At 72.0% G+C, this 16,253-nt stretch carries 10 protein-coding genes; all 10 read right to left on the bottom strand.

Going from position 1 to position 16,253, the window contains the following annotated elements; translation table 11 throughout:
- Positions 1-24: 24 nt before the first annotated feature.
- The 10 genes from O5M90_RS05395 to vgrG are packed head-to-tail and all read right to left on the bottom strand — an operon-like array spanning position 25 to position 16,249.
- Positions 25-387, bottom strand: a complete 363-nt coding sequence (locus tag O5M90_RS05395; protein ID WP_269840266.1) for a hypothetical protein — start codon at positions 385-387, stop codon at positions 25-27.
- The gene (locus tag O5M90_RS05390) at positions 384-2,765 is read right to left on the bottom strand and encodes a putative Ig domain-containing protein (protein ID WP_269840265.1); all 2,382 of its coding nucleotides are present in this window, start codon (positions 2,763-2,765) and stop codon (positions 384-386) included. Before O5M90_RS05390 ends, O5M90_RS05395 begins: the two co-directional genes overlap by 4 nt.
- Positions 2,762-4,111 carry an ATP-binding protein gene (locus tag O5M90_RS05385; RefSeq protein WP_269840264.1) on the bottom strand — a complete coding sequence of 450 codons (1,350 nt, stop codon included), beginning with the start codon at positions 4,109-4,111 and terminating at the stop codon, positions 2,762-2,764. Before O5M90_RS05385 ends, O5M90_RS05390 begins: the two co-directional genes overlap by 4 nt.
- Positions 4,095-6,581 (bottom strand): contractile injection system tape measure protein, encoded by a 2,487-nt coding sequence (locus O5M90_RS05380; RefSeq protein WP_440401852.1) that lies wholly within the window; start codon positions 6,579-6,581, stop codon positions 4,095-4,097. The genes O5M90_RS05385 and O5M90_RS05380 overlap by 17 nt, the downstream gene beginning before the upstream one ends.
- A complete protein-coding gene (locus O5M90_RS05375) occupies positions 6,578-9,025 on the bottom strand; it encodes a hypothetical protein (RefSeq protein ID WP_269840261.1) in 2,448 nt (815 codons plus the stop codon). Before O5M90_RS05375 ends, O5M90_RS05380 begins: the two co-directional genes overlap by 4 nt.
- Positions 9,022-9,855 (bottom strand): hypothetical protein, encoded by an 834-nt coding sequence (locus O5M90_RS05370; protein WP_269840260.1) that lies wholly within the window; start codon positions 9,853-9,855, stop codon positions 9,022-9,024. Before O5M90_RS05370 ends, O5M90_RS05375 begins: the two co-directional genes overlap by 4 nt.
- On the bottom strand, positions 9,852-13,724 hold the full coding sequence (locus tag O5M90_RS05365) for a hypothetical protein (protein ID WP_269840259.1): 3,873 nt from the start codon (positions 13,722-13,724) through the stop codon (positions 9,852-9,854). Before O5M90_RS05365 ends, O5M90_RS05370 begins: the two co-directional genes overlap by 4 nt.
- Positions 13,725-13,728: 4 nt before the next feature.
- On the bottom strand, positions 13,729-14,139 hold the full coding sequence (locus O5M90_RS05360; protein ID WP_269840258.1) for a GPW/gp25 family protein: 411 nt from the start codon (positions 14,137-14,139) through the stop codon (positions 13,729-13,731).
- A gap of 2 nt (positions 14,140-14,141) precedes the next feature.
- Positions 14,142-14,441 (bottom strand): PAAR domain-containing protein, encoded by a 300-nt coding sequence (locus O5M90_RS05355; protein ID WP_137942034.1) that lies wholly within the window; start codon positions 14,439-14,441, stop codon positions 14,142-14,144.
- 17 nt (positions 14,442-14,458) lie between these two features.
- Positions 14,459-16,249, bottom strand: coding sequence for a type VI secretion system tip protein VgrG (gene vgrG / locus O5M90_RS05350; RefSeq protein WP_269840257.1), 1,791 nt, complete (start codon positions 16,247-16,249; stop codon positions 14,459-14,461).
- Between the last annotated feature and the right edge of the window lie 4 nt (positions 16,250-16,253).

Raw genomic sequence — 16,253 nt, 5'->3', positions numbered from 1 at the left:
CAAGCGATTCGAGGCTTGACGGTCCTACTTGTTCTGCGAATTCGCCACATTCGCCGCCAGCATGCGGTCGCGCCGGCGGTTCTTGGCGGCGCTCTTGCGCGGGTCTTCCTCGCGGCCCTTGCCGGGCTTGTGAGACTTGACCTTGCCGCTGGGCGTGGTGGTCGAGTGTGATTTGCCGCGGTTGAAGCCCTTGGTCTTGCGGTCACCCTCGACCCGCTGCACCGGCGCGCCGGTGCCCAGGGCCTGCAGCTGCGCGATCTGGGCGCCCTGGGCGCTCTGGCGCGGGCTGCTCGAGGCGGCTGAGGCGGCTGAGGCACCGCTATGTCCGGCATGGGCGGCGGCAGCGCGTTGTGCGGTCTGGCTCTTCGGTGCGGCGAGGGTTTTCATGGTTTCTCCACCTTCGGTTTCAGCACGGCCCACAGGGCCGCGACAAACAGGATCGCGATCACGGTCCACATCAGGCCGGTGCCGTCGCGCAGGGGGCGCAGCTGCGGGTCGCAGTTCAGCAGCAGCGCGCCGACCAGCACCACCGGGATGCCGCCCAGCGGCAGATAGCGGCCCCAGCGCGCGCGCCAGGCGCAGTTCCACAGCAGCAGCGCCAGGCAGATCGCGCCGGTCAGCAGCAGCAGATGGAACAGCGCGCGCAGCGGCCAGCGGTTCTCGCAGGCCCAATCGCAGATCGGCCGGGTCGCGCTGTCGGCGGCGGCGCCGCTGAAGGCGGTGCGCAGCGCCGCGCTCATGCCGGGGCTGACGGTCTCGCCGGCCATCGGCAGCGGCCAGAAGCCGACGCCGCCGAAGTTGTCCTCGAAATACACCAGATCGTCGGCGAACTGCTGGCTCTCGGCCTCCGGCATACCGATGGAGATCATCGGGATGAGCTTGCGCAGGAAGATGCGCCGGTCTATGCCCTGCAGCGCCGGCTCGGCCTCGATGCGGCCGCGCAGCTGCTTCTTGCTCAGCGCGCTGGGCTCGCTGAGCAGCACGATGACGCGCAGCGTGACGTTGGTGGCGCTGCTGTAGACGGCGGTGCTTTCCTCGATGCGGCCATTGATCAGATGCGGGTCCTCGGCCGCCTTCAGCAACTCGAACAGGCCGGCCACGGCGCCCGGCTCGCTGAGCTGGCGGTCGCCGACCACCAGATTCAGCGCGTACCGGCGCTTGGGATTGGCGCGCAGCTGCTCGATCACCGCCAGCACGAAGCGGCGATGGAAGTCCTTGAAGGCCTGGCGCCAGAGCGGCTGGGCGCCGGCCGGCGGCAGCTCGTCGAAGAAGATCGTGATGCCGTCGCCCAGATGCTGGGTCTGGCCGAAACCGGGTAGCCAGGCCTTGGCGCGCGACAGCCAGTCGGGCAGCGGTGCGTCGATCAGGCGGCGCGCCTGCTGCGGCAGCTGCAGCAGGGCCTGCTCGATCTGGGCCTCGCGAGCGGCCGGTGGCTGCACCTGCAGAAAGCGCCAGTCATTGCGATAGATCACCAGGTCCAGCGCCGTGCCGTGGCGCTGCGCGGTGCGGATGAAATTGGTCTGGGCCAGGGTCCAGCGCTCGTGGGCGTCCGGTGCCAGATCATCCCCGAAGGGCAGGCCCAGCACGCTGATGCGGCTGAGCAGGCTGAAGTCGATCTGCTGCGCCTTGCCCTCGGCCCACCAGAGCGGATAAAAGCCATAGACCTGGCCCGACAGATCCTCGCGCACGCAGCCGCAGCCGGCACCGTCCCAGACGATGGGCGGGTCGAGTTTGAGTTCATGTTCGTGCCGGGCCGCCTCGACCAGCCAGTGGCGCAGCGCCGCCGGCATGATGGTCTGCGGCAGCTGCTGCCAGCTGGGCGGGCCGCTGGCGGGCTTGGCCTTGGCCACGGCCGCCCAGTCGGGCGGGCAGGCGGCGGCGAACTGGGCCTCGCTGGGCGGGGTCAGGCCTTGCTTGGCGGCGGCCTGCAGGCTCAGCATGCGGCTGTAGGCGCAGAGCCGGGCATCGAGCGCGGCCTCGAAGGTCTCGCGCGTCGGGTACTCCAGCGCGGTCAGCGGCTTGAGCAGCAGCTTCAGCTGCTCGGCCTGCTCCGTGCCCAGGTTGACCGGCAGTGGGGGCAGGGCCGCAGCGCCGCCTCCCGCACTCCCGCCAGCACTCCCGGTCTGGCTCGCGCTGGCCGCCGGCTCGGCCTGCGGCGCGGGCAGGCTGCCGTCCTCGACGCTCTCGGCCGGCAGCAGGATGTCCAGCACCGCCGGCATCAGCCGGTAGGCCTGGGCCAGCGGCCGTGCCGGCGGCAGCGCGAGCACGTCCTCGGCCGACAATGTCATCAGCGGCTTGGGGCCACTCGCCGCGCTGGCGGCCGCAGCCGCTGCCTTGGGCCGGGCCTGCACGACCGCCAGCAGATAGCGCTGCTGCGTCTGCTCGCCCAGCGCGTCGATCAGGCGCACCGTGAAGCGGTGGCTGCCCGGCTTGTCGGCCGTGCCCTGCAAGACCCCCAGCGGGGACAGCGCGATGCCCTCGGGCAGAGCCCCGTCGGCCAGCTCGAAGCGATAGGGCGGACGGCCGCCCTGGGCATGTAGCGGGCGGCGATAGGGGCGCTCCAGCAGGGCCGCGGGCAGACGGAACGCGGCGTTGTCCAGTTGCAGCGGCTCCTGCAACTGGCTCAGCGCGCGCGAGGCGGCCGGGGCCGGCGCGCTGATGGGCGCGGTGGAGGGGGCGCTGGCGGGGGCGCTGAGCGGCGCCTCGGCCGCCGATGCCGCGATCAAGGCCGGCAGCAGGACGCAAAGCAGGTAGCGGCGCTTCACAAGGTCCTCCCTTCCTTGCGCAGCTCCTTGACCAGACCCTGGCGCAGCTCGGCGGCGCTGATCTGCTCGCTGTGCCGGCGCAGCGCCAGCAGGGCCGCGTAGCGCAGCACATTGGCGATCGCGCCGCCGGAGAGCTCGTAGCGCTCGGCGATCTCGTCCAGCTTGACCTCGGCCGACAGCCGTTGCGGCGCCAGCATGCCGCGCCACAGCCGCAGCCGCTGCTCGGCATCGGGCAGCGGGAAATAAATCATCGACTGGAAGCGCCGCGCAAACGCCTCGTCGATATTGCTGCGCAGATTCGAGGCCAGGATCACGGTGCCGGGGAAGTCCTCGACCCGCTGCAGCAGATAGGCGATCTCCTGGTTCGCATGCTGGTCGTTGGCGCTCTGGTTATTGCTGTTGCGCTTGCCGAACAAGGCGTCGGCCTCGTCGAAGAACAGCACCCAGCGCCGGCTCTGCGCCTGGTCGAACACCCGGGCCAGATTCTTCTCGGTCTCGCCGATGTATTTGGACACCACCATGGACAGATCGATGCGGTAGACATCGACCTGCGCGGCCTGGCCGATCAGCGTGGCGGTCAGGGTCTTGCCGGTGCCGGGCGGGCCGTAGAACAGCGCCCGGTAGCCGGGCTTGAGCGTGCGCGCCAGGCCCCAGTCCTGCATCAGACGCTGGCCCTCGCGCATCCAGGTGCAGACCTGGTTCACCTCGTCCATCACCTCGGGCGCCAGCACCAGATCGTCCCAGCCCAGCGGACTGGTGATCAGCTTGGCCGGGAACTGCGCGTTGTAGTCGGGCTTGTGCCAGACCCCGGTGGTCAGACGCTGCAGCGCCTCGGCGCTGAGCTGCAGCGCACCGCTGAGCTGGGGCTCGCCGCCGGCCGGGTTGTCCAGCTTCAGCAGGCCCTGGCGCGCGAACCCATGCTCGGCATCGAACAGCGCCAGCAGCGCGATGCGGCGCTGCAAGTCCTCGCCGGCGATCAGAAAGGCGGCGGTCTCGCCGGTCGGCAGAAAGCCGCCATGGGCCTGGCCCTTGATGCCGCCGAACTCGGTGAAGCCGCGCTCCAGATTGCTGTTGCGCATGAAGAGCAGGTCCAGCGCGGCCGGGCGCAGATGCGGCAGCAGGGCCAGGGCCAGCACCGCCCGCTCGGCGGGACCCAGCTGCAAGCTCTCGACCAGACGCGCCAGCTCGCTGCCCGGCGGCAGACCGGGTGGCGGCGGCGCGGCCTCGAAACCGGCCTCGCTCTGCTGGAAGTGCTGTTCCAGGCGCAGGCTCAGGACCTGGCCGAGCCAGTCCAGCTCCAGCGCCAAGGCCCGGGCCTGCAATGCGGTGCTAGCGCCAGTCGACATGCAGCACTCCTGTCATCCAGGGCAATCTGATCGTCGAGAACGACCAGGGCAGACGATCCAGCAGCAGGTCGAAGGGCTTGGGCTCGACCAGCAGTCGCCAGGCCTGTTCATCCGCATCGCCGGGCTTGCGAGTGAGCCGGCCGCCGCGGCGCAGAAAGCTCTGGCGCAGGCCCTCGACCGAGGTGTTGCCTACCGCCTTCCAGTGCGCAATCACCGCGCCCAGCAAGGCGTCCAGCAGCGCGCGCCGCTCCTCGCCCAGCGGCTCGGGCGCCGCCAGCACCTGGGCCGGCAGCACGCCGCACAAGAGCTTGGCCAGCACTTGCTGGGCCTCGCTGCCGACCCCATGACCGATCTCATGGCCGGCGGCCAGATAGCCCAGCGCGGCCACCGCCAGGCTTTGTGCGGCCGGGCTCTTGAAGCGCCCGGCCTCCAGCAGCGCCAGCCGGCCGAACAGGCGCTCGGCATAGGCGGCCAGCATCACCAGGCCGGCATCGGCGATATAGATCGGGCTGTCGGCATCGACGGGGTCGGGTCTTGCCGCCGGCACGGCTGCGGGCCGATCCGCCCGCAAACCCAGCTCATAGTGTTCGGCGCGGCTGGGCGCGCGCCGCAGGCCCCGGCGCAGCCGCGCCAGCACCGGGTCGGCCCAGGCGCTCAGGCCCGCCAGCACCCGGTCCAGCCGTGCGAAACAGCGCGCCAGCGAGCCCTGTGGCAGCGCGCGGTGCAGCTGCATCGCCCAGCGGCGCACCAGGGTCTCGGGCCGGGGCGCCTGGCCCTCGATCAGCAAGGGGCGCAGCAGCCAGCGCCAGTGCTGGCGCTCGGTCTCGGCCGCCTTGGCCTGCGGCTGCAGCACCTGCAAGGCCCGCTGCAGCAGGCCGCTGCAGGCCTGCAAGGTCGCCGCCTCGCGGCCGGCCGCCTGGTTCAGCAAGACCCAGCGCTGGGCCGGGCGGTAGCGGGCCAGCCAGCGTTCGGCATCGGATTCGCGCTCCAGCAGGCGGCTGAACTGCAGGCGCTGGGTCGCGCTCCAGCGCTGCGGCGCGGCGGCCAGCAAGGCGTCGAGCTGGCTGCCCCAGTCCGGCGCGGGCTCGGTCGCGGTAGCGGTAGCGGCCGGCCCGGCGTCGTCCTGCTGCAGGCGCTGCCAGCCCTGCTGCCACAGCGCCTGCCAGCCGGCATGGGTCTGCGGCAGGCGGCCGGTCTCGGCCAGGGTCTGCAGGCTGTGGTCCAGCAGATGCTGCTGCAGAGCGCTGAGGGTCAGCGGCGGGCTGCCCGGGCGCGCCAGCATGCGCAGCGCGAACTGGCGCAGCGACTCCATCCAGCTCGGCGCGCTGGACGGCACCCTCAAGATCGCGGCGGCGCTAGTGGGCTCGGAGGCCTGCATCAGATGCATCACCAGCCCGAGGCTGGCCGGCGCCAGGCTGGCCGCCCAGCCGCGCCGGCGCCGGCCCTCGCGGGCCCAGGCGCGCAGCAGCAGCGGCAGCTCCTGCGGCAGCTGCTCAGCCAGGCCCAGCAGCAGGCGCTGCAGCCTTGCGCCGTCCTGGGCGCGGCCGCTGTTCAAGGCCTCGTCCAGCTGCGCCAGCGCGGCGGCCAGCAGCGGGCTGCGGCGGCGCTGCTGCGGCGTCACGGTGGGCGAGTGCTCATCGACGCTGTCGGGCCACAGCGCCTGCAGCAGCTGCCGGGCCAGCGCCGAGCGGGGGCGCGTCGGCCGGGGCAGGCCGTTGGCCAGCGCCGCCCAGGCCGGGCCCAGCAGCTCGGCATGGGCCTGGATCAGGGCCTGGATCAGTCCCTGCAGCCGTGGCCCGGCCAGCGTCGCACCGCCCCACAGCGCACGCAGCCCGGCCACCCGCAGCGCCTGCTGCAGGCGCTGGCGCTGGTAGAGGCTGAGGCGGCCCCGTGCCTGCAGCGGGTTCAGCCACTGCGCATCAAGCAGCTCCAGTGCGGCGGCCAGTTCGGGCGCACGCACGGCGATCAAGGCCTGCAGCCCGCCATGCGGCGTGATCAGCGCCAGCCTCTGCAGCACCTGCTCGCCGGGTGCCAGGCGCTGCAAGGCCTCCCACAGGCCCGGGCCATGGCGGCGCGCCAGCCGCGCCAGCCAGCCGGCCAGGTCTTGCGCCGAACGTGCCGACCAGGGCAGTGCGCCCTGCTGCAGATAGTGGCTGAACTGCGCCAGCTCATGGGCGTCGCGCGAGCGGCTGCTGCCGGGCAGGCGCTGCAAGGCCTGCAGCAGCGCGCCGTCCAGGCGCTCGGCCCATTGCCGCAGCGGCGCATCGGGTGTGAAGCGGCCCAGGTCCAGTTCCAGCCTGTCGATGTGCAGCACCCGGCCCTCGGCCGGCATCTGCGCCTGCAGGCGCGCCTGCAGCGTGCGCAGACCCGGGCCGCGCAGAAAGCGGCGCAGGCGCTCCTGCTGCTGCCAGGCCAGGCCCTCGCTGGCGAAGCGGGCATCCCAGACCAGGCTGTCGATCACGGCCCTCATGGCGGGGCCTCGCCCGAGATCTGCTGCCACAGCAGCCGGCGCAGCACGGCGGCGCGCGAGTCCAGCCGGCGTTGCGCGGCCGGGTCCTGTACACCGCTGTCGTCGCCAGCTAGGCCCTCGCACAGCGCCCGCTTGGCCAGCAGCCAACCCTGCAGGGCCAGCTCGAAGGCTTGCAGCGCCTCGGCTTGCAGCCACAGGCAGTGCGTCTGCAGATGGGCCGGCGCCAGCTCGGCCACGGTCCGCGCGGCCAGGGTCCGAAAGCGCGGGTCGGCGCCGCGCGCGGTCCAGGCCGGCAGCACGACGCTGAGCTGCTGCGCATAGAAGTCGTCCGGCACATCGGGGGGCAGGGGCACCTCGCCCTGGGGGCGCAGCAGCAGATGCTCAAGCAGATGCAGGCCCTCGCAGCGCAGCTGCAGGCCGCAGGCAAAGCCGTGCAGGGCCAGGGCCAGGTCTTGCGCGGCCGCCGCATCGGCCTGCCGGCCCAGCGGCCACCAGCGCTGCTGCTCGTCGGGGCCCAGCCACAGCAGCTTGCTTTGCTCTTGCCATTGGTAGCGGCTGGCATGGACGGCGCAGCGCAGCAGCGCGGGATCCAGGCGGTCGCCGGGTTTCCATAAGGGTTTGTCGGCGAGGTCTTCGCGCCGTGGCGCGTCGGCGAACAGCTGCATGGGCCTCAGGCCCGGGCCGGGCTGCCGCAAGACCTTGGGCGGCTCGGTGTCTTCGCTCACGCTCAAGCCCCGCTCACGCAGCGGTGCCGTCAGCGAGCGGCTGTGGTGCTCGGCAAAACCCAGCTGCAGGCTCAGGCGTTCCTGCAGCGGCGCGGTGTTACCGATCAGGCCGAAGCTCGGCCGGCTGTAGTCGAAGCCGGCATGGCGCTCGCGGGTGAAGCGCTCGATGCCGGCCGCCAGCGTCTGCTTGAGACGCAGCAGATGCTGCTCGAAGCCGCCGGGGCTGAAGTAGCAGGGCAGGCCGCGCAGCCCGCTCTGCGGCAGGGCCTCGCCGTGCAGGGCCAGCAACTGGTCCAGCACGCGGCCGCGCCGCTCCAGCGCATCGTCCTCGGCCTGCAGGGCCGTCAGCTGTTCGGCGGGCGTCTGCAGCTGCAGCGCTGTCAAGCCTTCCAGATGCGACTCACCCAGAGGCTGCCACCAATAGCTCGGCGCTGCTTCAATCGCCAGGCTGTAGAGCGCACCGAGCCGCTGGCGCTGCGCCTGGCCATGGGCCAGCCACTGCTCCAGCAGCGCCGTGTAGGCCAGCCACTGGGCGTGCTGGCCGGCGCGGCTGTGGCTGCGGTGGCGTTGCTCGCCCAGGCTCTCGGGATGGGCATAGATCGCCGGCAGCTGCAGCAGGGCCGGATAGTAGGGCGGGTGCTCGGGCGGTGCCACCTCAGCCACCGCAGTGCCGAGCGTCGCCTGGCTCAGGCCGGGCAGCGGGTGCTCGTGGGCCACCTGCAGCTGGGCCAGGCGGCGCAGCAGATTCTGCTCGGGCAGGGTCTCGCGCGCCGTACCGCGCCAGACCACCCAGTCCATCAAGTCTTCGGCGCGGCGCGGCCACTGCAGGCACAGCGCGCCCGCCTCATCGCCCCAGGGCACGGCGTCGGCGTCTGGCTCGGCCGCCCCATCGCCTTCACCCAGCAGCTGCAGGCGCCGCACCGAGGCCAGACCCTCGATGCCCTGCAGGGCCAGCACCAGATCGCTGAAGTACAGCAGCGACTGCTCGCCGCGCTGCAGCTCGGCGTCGCTGATCCAGCCCTGGGGCAGGGCTGGACCGTCGAAGCGCAGCGCCGGGTCCAACGCTGTGTCGGCCGGCCGCCAGCGCGGCCGCGCGGCGATGAAATCGGCCGCGCGCTGCGCGATCTCGCCAAGCAGCTCGGCCAGCTCGCGCGGGCCCTGGACATCGATCTCGAAGGCCAGGCGGTGCGGCCGGGGCTGCAGCCGCCGCACGGCGCCGTCCAGGTCTTCGCCCAGGTTGCGCAGCGACCAGAACGCGCGCTGGGCCGCGTCGATCTGGCTCTCCTGGGCCAGCAGGGCCAGGCGCCACAGCCCGGGCAGTCTCTGCTCGCAGGGCTGCAGCCGCAGCTGCAGGGCGCCGGGGCAGCGGGCCAGCAGCGCACGGCGGTAGTCGGCCGCGGTGATGGGCCGGCAGGGCAGGATACGCTCCGGTTGGTGCAGGCCATGGCGCTCGGGCAAGACCTGGCCCTCGGGCCAGCCCAGCAGCTCGGGCACGCTTTGCTGGGCGCCGTAGACATCCTCGGTCAGCGCGTAGCACAGCGCCTCCAGCAGGGTGACGCCGGGGTCGTGCAGGTTGTAGTCGGTCCACAGCTGGCCGCTGGCGGCCTGGGCCAGCGCGATGCCGGCGCTGCGCAAGGCCTCGAAGTCCAGCGCCGGGCCGCCGGGCGTCTGCTGCTGTTGCGGCGACTTGCGCGCAATGGTCTGCGGCGCGGCGCTCATCGCTGACATTCCTCCATATGGGGATCGAACCAGAGCTGGGTCAGCTGGGCGTTGATCAGGCACTTGTCACCGAAGTCGCAGCCGGTGCGTATCTGCAGCCGATAGCTGGCATCGCGGCCGCTCTTGACGCTCTTGGTGTCCTTGTCGTCACCGCCGTGCCAGCGCAGCTGCAGGCGGTCGCAGCGCCGGCCCCAGAAGGCCTGGGTGCTGCGGATGCCGCGCTTGCGGTTGAAGAAATCCAGCCAGCCCCAGCTGGGGTTGTAGGTGTTCAGCGCCACCGCCTGCAGCAGCGCGAAGCGGCCCGAGCCCTTCTGACCGACACCGGCTATCACCTCGAAGCCCTGGCAGCCCTGCAGATCGTCGGTCAGGTCCTGCCACTGGCCATTGGCCAGCAGCGGCTCGGGCGCGCTGCGCAAGTCGCTGCCGCGCCGGCCGCTGCTGCGCACCGTGCCCTGCACGTCCAGCATGTCCTGCGGGTCGGCCGTGCCTATGCCCACGCGCTGGCCGCCGTCCTGGTCGGCGTCCAGGCACAGCAGCGGCGCGCTCGCGCCGTCGCCGGCCGAGCCACCGCGCTGCAGCAGCAGCTGATCGCGCGCGCGGCTCAGCGCCACGCGCCACAGCACGCTGTCGGGGTTCTGGTCGCGCAGAAAGCTCAGGAGCGCGTCATGACCCACCGGCGCATAGATCTCCTCGCCGCGCTCGACCGTCTTGCGAAAACCCTCGTCGCTCATATTGAGCATGGAGTCGATCAGGTCGGCGAAATGGTCCTCGTTGGGCAGCTGACCCTCGCGGAAATAGTTCTTAAGCGTCTCGCGGTTCCTGCGTGTCATGGTTTGACACCCCCGCCGATGATGAAGCTGCTGCCCAGCGCCAGCCGCGCCAGCCCGGTCACACGGGCGCGGCGCTCGCCGGGCTCGGTCTGCAGCTCCAGCAGATGGCGGCGCATCGGCAGCAGCAGAGTCCAGCCGCGCCTGGCCGCGATCTCGCGGCTGCCCAGCCTGGCGCTGTCGCCGAGCCGGTAGCAGCCGGCATCGTCCTGTGTGATGTGCAGCAGCGAGATCGCGCCGATGGAGGCGATCTCGGGCCGGGCGCGGGCAAAGGCCTCCAGTTCCTCGGCATGCAGGCGCCAGTCGAACTGCACGCCGCGTCCGCCTGGCCGCCACGGCGACAGATAGTCGAGCAGGTCCAGATTGAGACGGCGCAGCGTGCTGCCAGCCGGCACACCGGCCACCAGGCTCAGCGCGCAGCGCAGCTGTACCCGGGCATAGGCGCAGTTGCGCACCGTCAGGCTCAGGTGCGGGCTGCTGCGCGCACTCAGGTAGGCCTGGATGCGAGCCAGCGTCGCCGCGTCCAGCCGTGGCGCGGCATCGGCCGGCGCGTCGGGCGGCGGCGCCGCGACCACCACCACCCGCAGCGCGCCTCGGCTGCCCAGGCAGCGCACCTTGATGACCTCGGGGAAGGCGTCCAGCACCAGGCGTTCGACATCCCAGACCGTCGCGGCCCGGCCCTTGTGATGCAGGCGCTCGGCCGCGCGTACATGCAGCGCGGCGTCGTCCTCGGCCGCGCGCGCACCGAAGGCGCCGTCGACCTGGCGCACGCTGCCCAGCCCGGCGATGGGCTGCAGGCTGTTCTTGATGCGGCCCGGCGGCAGCGCCGGCTCGCCCGGCGGCGCCGCGCCCAGCCGCAGCACTTCCAGACCCTGGGCCTGCACGCCCTGGAAGCCGGCCAGCAGCTCGAAGCCCCAGTCGGCGCTCAGGCGCAGCCAGAACAGCTCGGGCCCGGGCAGGGCCGGGCAGCCGCGGCTCAGATCGGCCGGCAGGTCCAGCACCATCAGGCCGCTGCGCAGCAGGCCCTGGGTGCCGTCGTGCAGCAGGCGCTGCGGGTCCAGCCAGCGCCAGGCATCGCCGCACCAGGCGGCCCAGCGCAGCCGTGGGCGCTGCGCGTCGGGCGCATCGGCGGCCTGTTCGGCGCGCAGCCTAAACAGCAGGGATAGCGGACCCTGCAGCTCGCTGGCGCGCAGACCGATGAAGAGCTGGCCGTCGGCCTGCAGGCGCGGCAGCCAGTGGTGGCCGCGCTGCCCGGGCAGCAAGCGCTCCCGGCCGAACGGCCCTTGCTGGAACAGCTGGCTGGCACCGGGCTGCTCGGCCTCGGCCGTCAGCAGGCCGATCAGCTCGCTGGCTTCGTAGTCGACGCTGAGCTGCTCCAGCTGCGGGGTGTAGGGCGGCCGGGGCAGCGGCTCGGGCTCGCGGGCGCGCTTGAGCCGGCTGTTGTGGCTCAGCACCTCGGTCATCAGCTGCGGGTAGAGCGCATGGCCGAAGGCCGCCGGCGGTTCGGCCAGGCCCAGGCGGAAAAAGCCCTGGCGGCTGGCCAGGCTGAACTCGCCGCTCTGCCCCGGCTGGCCGGGTGGTTCGGCGCGGTGCCAGCGCTTGAGTTCGGTGGCGTCCAGCGCCAGCGTGCGCCGCGCCGCGATGCGACGCTGGCCGCTCAGGCTGTCGAACAGCGCGGTGGCCTCGCCCTGGGCCGCCTGCCAGCGGCCATTGGCCAGCAGCGACCAGCGCGCACGGAACACCGGGTTGCTCCAGTCGCCCGGATAGCCGCGGTAGTGCTCGGCAAAACCGCCACCGCAACCGGGCAGCGCGGCCCACAGCAGATGCAGACGCAGGCCTTGCAGCGGTTTGGCCACCAGCTCGGGGCTGCCCAGCACCAGATAGGAGGCGGCGTCGGGCAGCGGTCCGAAGGGCGCGAAGGGCTTGCTGGGGTCGAGCCGGCCGAGCTGGTTGTGCAGCCAGAGCTGGCGCAGGCCGCGCACCTTCACCGCCAGCGCGATGCTGTGCAGCGGCAGCTGCTGCAACAGGCTGTAGGCATGCAGCCGGGTCTGCGGCTGCAGCTGCAGCTGCAGCACCGGCAGGGCCGGCCAGTCCGGGCCATGCAGGGCGGCCTGGCAGGCCACGATGGCCGGCTGCTCGGGCCGCAGGCGCAGGCTCAGCTCGACCGCGCCGCCCGGGCCGCGCTCGGCAAACACCTCGTCCACCGCCAGCCAGCCCTGCTCGGTGCTGAGCCGGGCCCGCCACAGGCCGCGGAACACGCGGTCGAACACCAGCGAGCGCTCCAGCGGGCGGCGGCCATAGATCAGCGACAGCGGGTCATCGACCGCGGCTTCGCCGGCCTCCTTGGCCTGCAAGACCCGGCGCGCATGCACGCGCAGCGCCGCCAGATCGGCCTCGCGCAGCTCGGCGGCGCCGCAGAGCCAGACCGCGAACAGCCGGCCCAGGCGCTGGGCCAGCAGCGCCGGCTGCTCGGTGGCCAGGCAGCGTGCGAGCAGAAAACACAGCATCAGCGAGCTGCCCGCCGTCGCGCCGCGGGCCAGCGTCGCGGCGGCCATCGCCCGCTCTTCGTCCGGTGGCGCGGGCCGCAGACCGGCGCGCTCGCGCGGCGGATGCTGCTGGGCCTCGATCTGGGCCAGGCGGCGGTAGGCCTGCTGCAAGCCCTCGAGATCCGGCGGCGCGGGGTCTTGCGCGTCGGCGTGCAGGCGCACACGGATCTCGCGCTCGCCCTCGCGCAGCGCCAGCAGACCCGATGCGATGGCCAGACCCAGCTCGGCATCGGCGCCGCTGTCGATATCGGCGGCCTGCGGCCGGGTCTGCACGCCCAGCATCGGCCAGCTGGCCGGGCCGTCCATCAGCACCGGCAGGCGCTGGGCCTTGCTGCGGCTGGCGTAGCCGAACTCGCGTTCCGGCGAGATCAGCGGGTCGTGCTCCAGGCGCAGGCTCAGCAGGGCCTCGACACGGGCATCGCCCAGCCAGAGCTCATGGCTGGACGCGAACTCGATCAGCTGGCCCTGGGCATTCTTGCCGGCGCCAAAGCGCGTGCCGGCCGGCAGGCGCAGCACACCGTGGCTCAGCGTGGTGTGGCCCGGCGCGCGCTCCAGCAGCAGATGGGCCCGCTCGGGCAAGGCCGGCCGCGTGCCCAGCCCCAGCAGCTCGCGATGGTAGAAATGCTTGAAGCGCTCGGGAAAGTCGTTGAGCGGTGCGCGGCTTTGCTGCAGCAGCTGCAGCAGCGTCAGCAGCAGGCCGACGGCCGGCTCATGGGTCTGGGTGCACAGACTGTCGGCCAGCTGCTCCTGGGCCAGCTTGCGCAGGCGTCGCAGCGCGCGGCACAGGCCCACCCAGAGCTGGCGCAGCAGCAGCGAGGTGTCGGGCTCCGGCTCGCCCTCGGGCGCGCCGGTCCAGGCCGGATGCAGGCGCGCCAGTGCCAGGCGCTGGACCTCGAAGCGCTGCAGGCCCTGACGCAGCAGCGGGGCCAGCTCTTGCGCGATCAGGGTCTGCAGGCTGGCGGCCAGCGGGGCGCTGAACTGATGGGCGTCCAACCCGTGGCACCAGTGGTCGAGCTGCCCGACCAGGGCCCAGCAGCGCTGCCAGCGCGCGTCCAGATCGAGCCAGGGCAGATGTTCCAGCGCACGGGCCTCATGGACCTCGGCCGGGTAGGCGGCGATATCGGCCAGCAGCAGGCTCAGATCCTGGCCCAGCAGCTCGCCCCAGTCGCCGGCCGGCGAGCCGAAGGGCTCGACAAAGCGCAGCCCGCGTGCCTGGGCCAGCGACAGGCGCAGGCGCTGCGCCAGGCTCAGCTCGTCGGGCAGCAGATAGCCGGCGCGCAGGGCCGGCGCCTGGCGTTCGCTTTGCTGGGTGCCGGTCGTTGCCATGGCGTCAATCGGCCCGCATCGGGCTGGTGGCCTGCTGCAGATACAGCGGGTAGACGAGGTTGTGGCGCGTGTTGGTGCTGCGCACGCTGTAGTGCAGGCTCAGCTCCAGGCAGGCGGGTTCGAGGTCGGAGATGCGGGCATCGACGAACTCCAGCGTGATGCGCGGCTCGAAGAACAGGATGGCCTTGGCCAGCATGTCGCGCAGCTCGGTCAGGGTCTGCTCGTTGGCGGCTTCGAAGACCAGCTCGCGCAGCCGGCAGCCATAGGCCGGCTGCATCAATCGCTCGCCGACATGGGTGGACATCAGGATGCGCAGGCTCTCGGCGATATCGGCCTCGCCCTCGACCATCTCGACGCCCCGGCTGCGCGCCGAGAAGCGCGGTGGGAAGCTCCAGCCCCGGCCCAGAAAGCTCATCGTCAGCCCCCGATCAGCACGGTAGGCAGGCCCAGCACGATGCTGCCGCCATGGGCCGTGCTGTCGCCGATGCGGGCGGCGGGCTTGCCGCCGATCAGCACCGTGGCCGAGCCCTTGACGATCACATCGGGCGGGCCGACGCAGACCGCGTTGTCGCCGACCACGGCGGCCGGGATCTTGCCGATCAGCACGGTGGGCACGCCGGGGCCGACGATGGGACCGCCGACATGGGGGATGGGCGGCAGCCCCGGCGTGACCATCGGGCAGGCATGCATATCGGTGAGGCGGGCGGCGGGCGGCATGGCTGTCCTGGTCGGCTTCAGTTGATCATCACCATCGCGCCCTTGACCGTGGTCTGGCCCGAGGCCGAGAGCTCGGCTGTGGCCGCGCCCTTGGCCGTGATGCCGACCTGGGCCTCGCAGCTGATGTTCAGACCGGCGGCCTTGATGTCGGCCTTGGACGTCAGCTCGATCGCGTTGACGGCGTCCAGCGTGATGCCGCCCTTGGCGGTCAGCTTGATGTCCTTGGGGCTGTCCAGCGCGATGCCGTCGCTGCTGAGCTTGATGCTGTTGCCGTTCTGGTCCTTGATCAGGATGCTCTTGTCCTTGTCGTCCAGCACGATTTGGTTGTTGGCCGGGGTCGTCAGCGTGATGATCTTGTCCTTCTCGTCCAACACCAGCCGGTGCTTGCAGCGGGTCACCAAGGCCTTGGTGTCGTTCTCGGCGGCCAGTTCGTAGGGCGGGCTGCGGCTGCTGCTGTAGAGGCTGCCGAGCACGACCGGATGGCTGGGGTCGGCGCTCAGAAAGCCGACGATGACCTCGTCGCCGACCTCGGGCAGGAAGAAGGCGCCGAAGCCGCTGGATGCATGCAGCTGCAGCAGCCGCGCCCAGATGCCTTCGGTCGCGGTCTGCAGCACCGGCAGCTTGACCTGGATGCGCTGCTCGCCGCCGGGGTCGGCGTCGAGCTTCATCACGACGCCGATCTGCAGGCCGTGGATGCCCGGCAGCAGGCCGCCGGCCGGCGCTGCCATCACATCGGGGCGCTGCATATGCCAGTCGGGGTCGAGACCGAACTCGGCCTCGCTGAGCCACTCGCCGTCGTGGATCTCGTGCTGGACCGCGCTGACAAAGACCGGGCCGTTGACCCGCGCGCCGACGCCGGCCAGCGCGATCAGGGTCGCCGGCTTGGCCAGCGCGCTGCCCTGGAAGCTCATGCGGCCGCGCACCCGTGCTAGCGCCGCCTTCAGCTGGGCGGCCTTGGCCCATTGCTCCAGTGCGGCCTGGGGCAGGGCGGCGCTGCTCTGCAGCCGATAGCTGTCCGGGCTGACGACCTCGGCCAAGGTGGCGCCGCTCAGATTGCCCTGCGCGTTCAGCGCCAGCGGCGCGGCCGCGCTGCTCTCGACCACGGCCTGCTGGGCCGGATCCCAGGCATGGGCCTGGGCGGCCTTGAGCTGGCTGCGCGCATCGATATCGGCCTGCAGCGCGATCAGATCAACGCCCCAGGTGACGGACAGCGCCGGCTCGGCCGAGGCATCGGGCGGCTTGACCGTGATCTTGCCATCCTCGACCGCGACCAGCAGGCCCATCGCGTCGGCGCGCGCCAGCATGAAGTCCCAGTCGCTGCAGTCGTACTGCAGCAGCTCGGCCTGCTGGACCTCGGTGCTCTGCACATCGGCCTGCAGGCCGGCGGCGGCGATCAGGCCGGAGATGATGTCGCTGTCGGTCTGGTCCTGGTACTTGGCGTTGACGCGGCCGATGGCCATCTTGCAGGCCTTGTCGCGGCATTCGACGATCAGGCGGCTGTGGTTGTCGCCGCTGATCTTCAGGCTGTGGCGCACGACGATGCCGCTGAAGATCTGCGCGTCGCTGTCGCCATAGCCGGCGCGCAGCACGATGGCGCTGCCGGGCGTGAACAGCGCGCCGTCGCTGACCGGGTATTTGTTGCCGGGCATGTCGCCGTCGTCGATCACCAGGCGGGCCCAGGGCAGGCTGTTGAGCGCGTGGCGCACCGTCAGCGAGAGGATGCGCAGCTGCTCCTGCACCTCGGTGCCCTCGCTTTGCACGACCAGGCGGACCGGACCTTCGGCGCTGGCGCTGGGGGAGGCGGGCATGGCG

It is taken from the genome of Paucibacter sp. M5-1 (assembly GCF_027498415.2).
Classification (GTDB): domain Bacteria; phylum Pseudomonadota; class Gammaproteobacteria; order Burkholderiales; family Burkholderiaceae_C; genus Roseateles_E.
The sequence above is the reverse complement of the archived record's forward strand: the minus strand, read 5'-3'. Positions and strand labels throughout refer to the sequence as shown.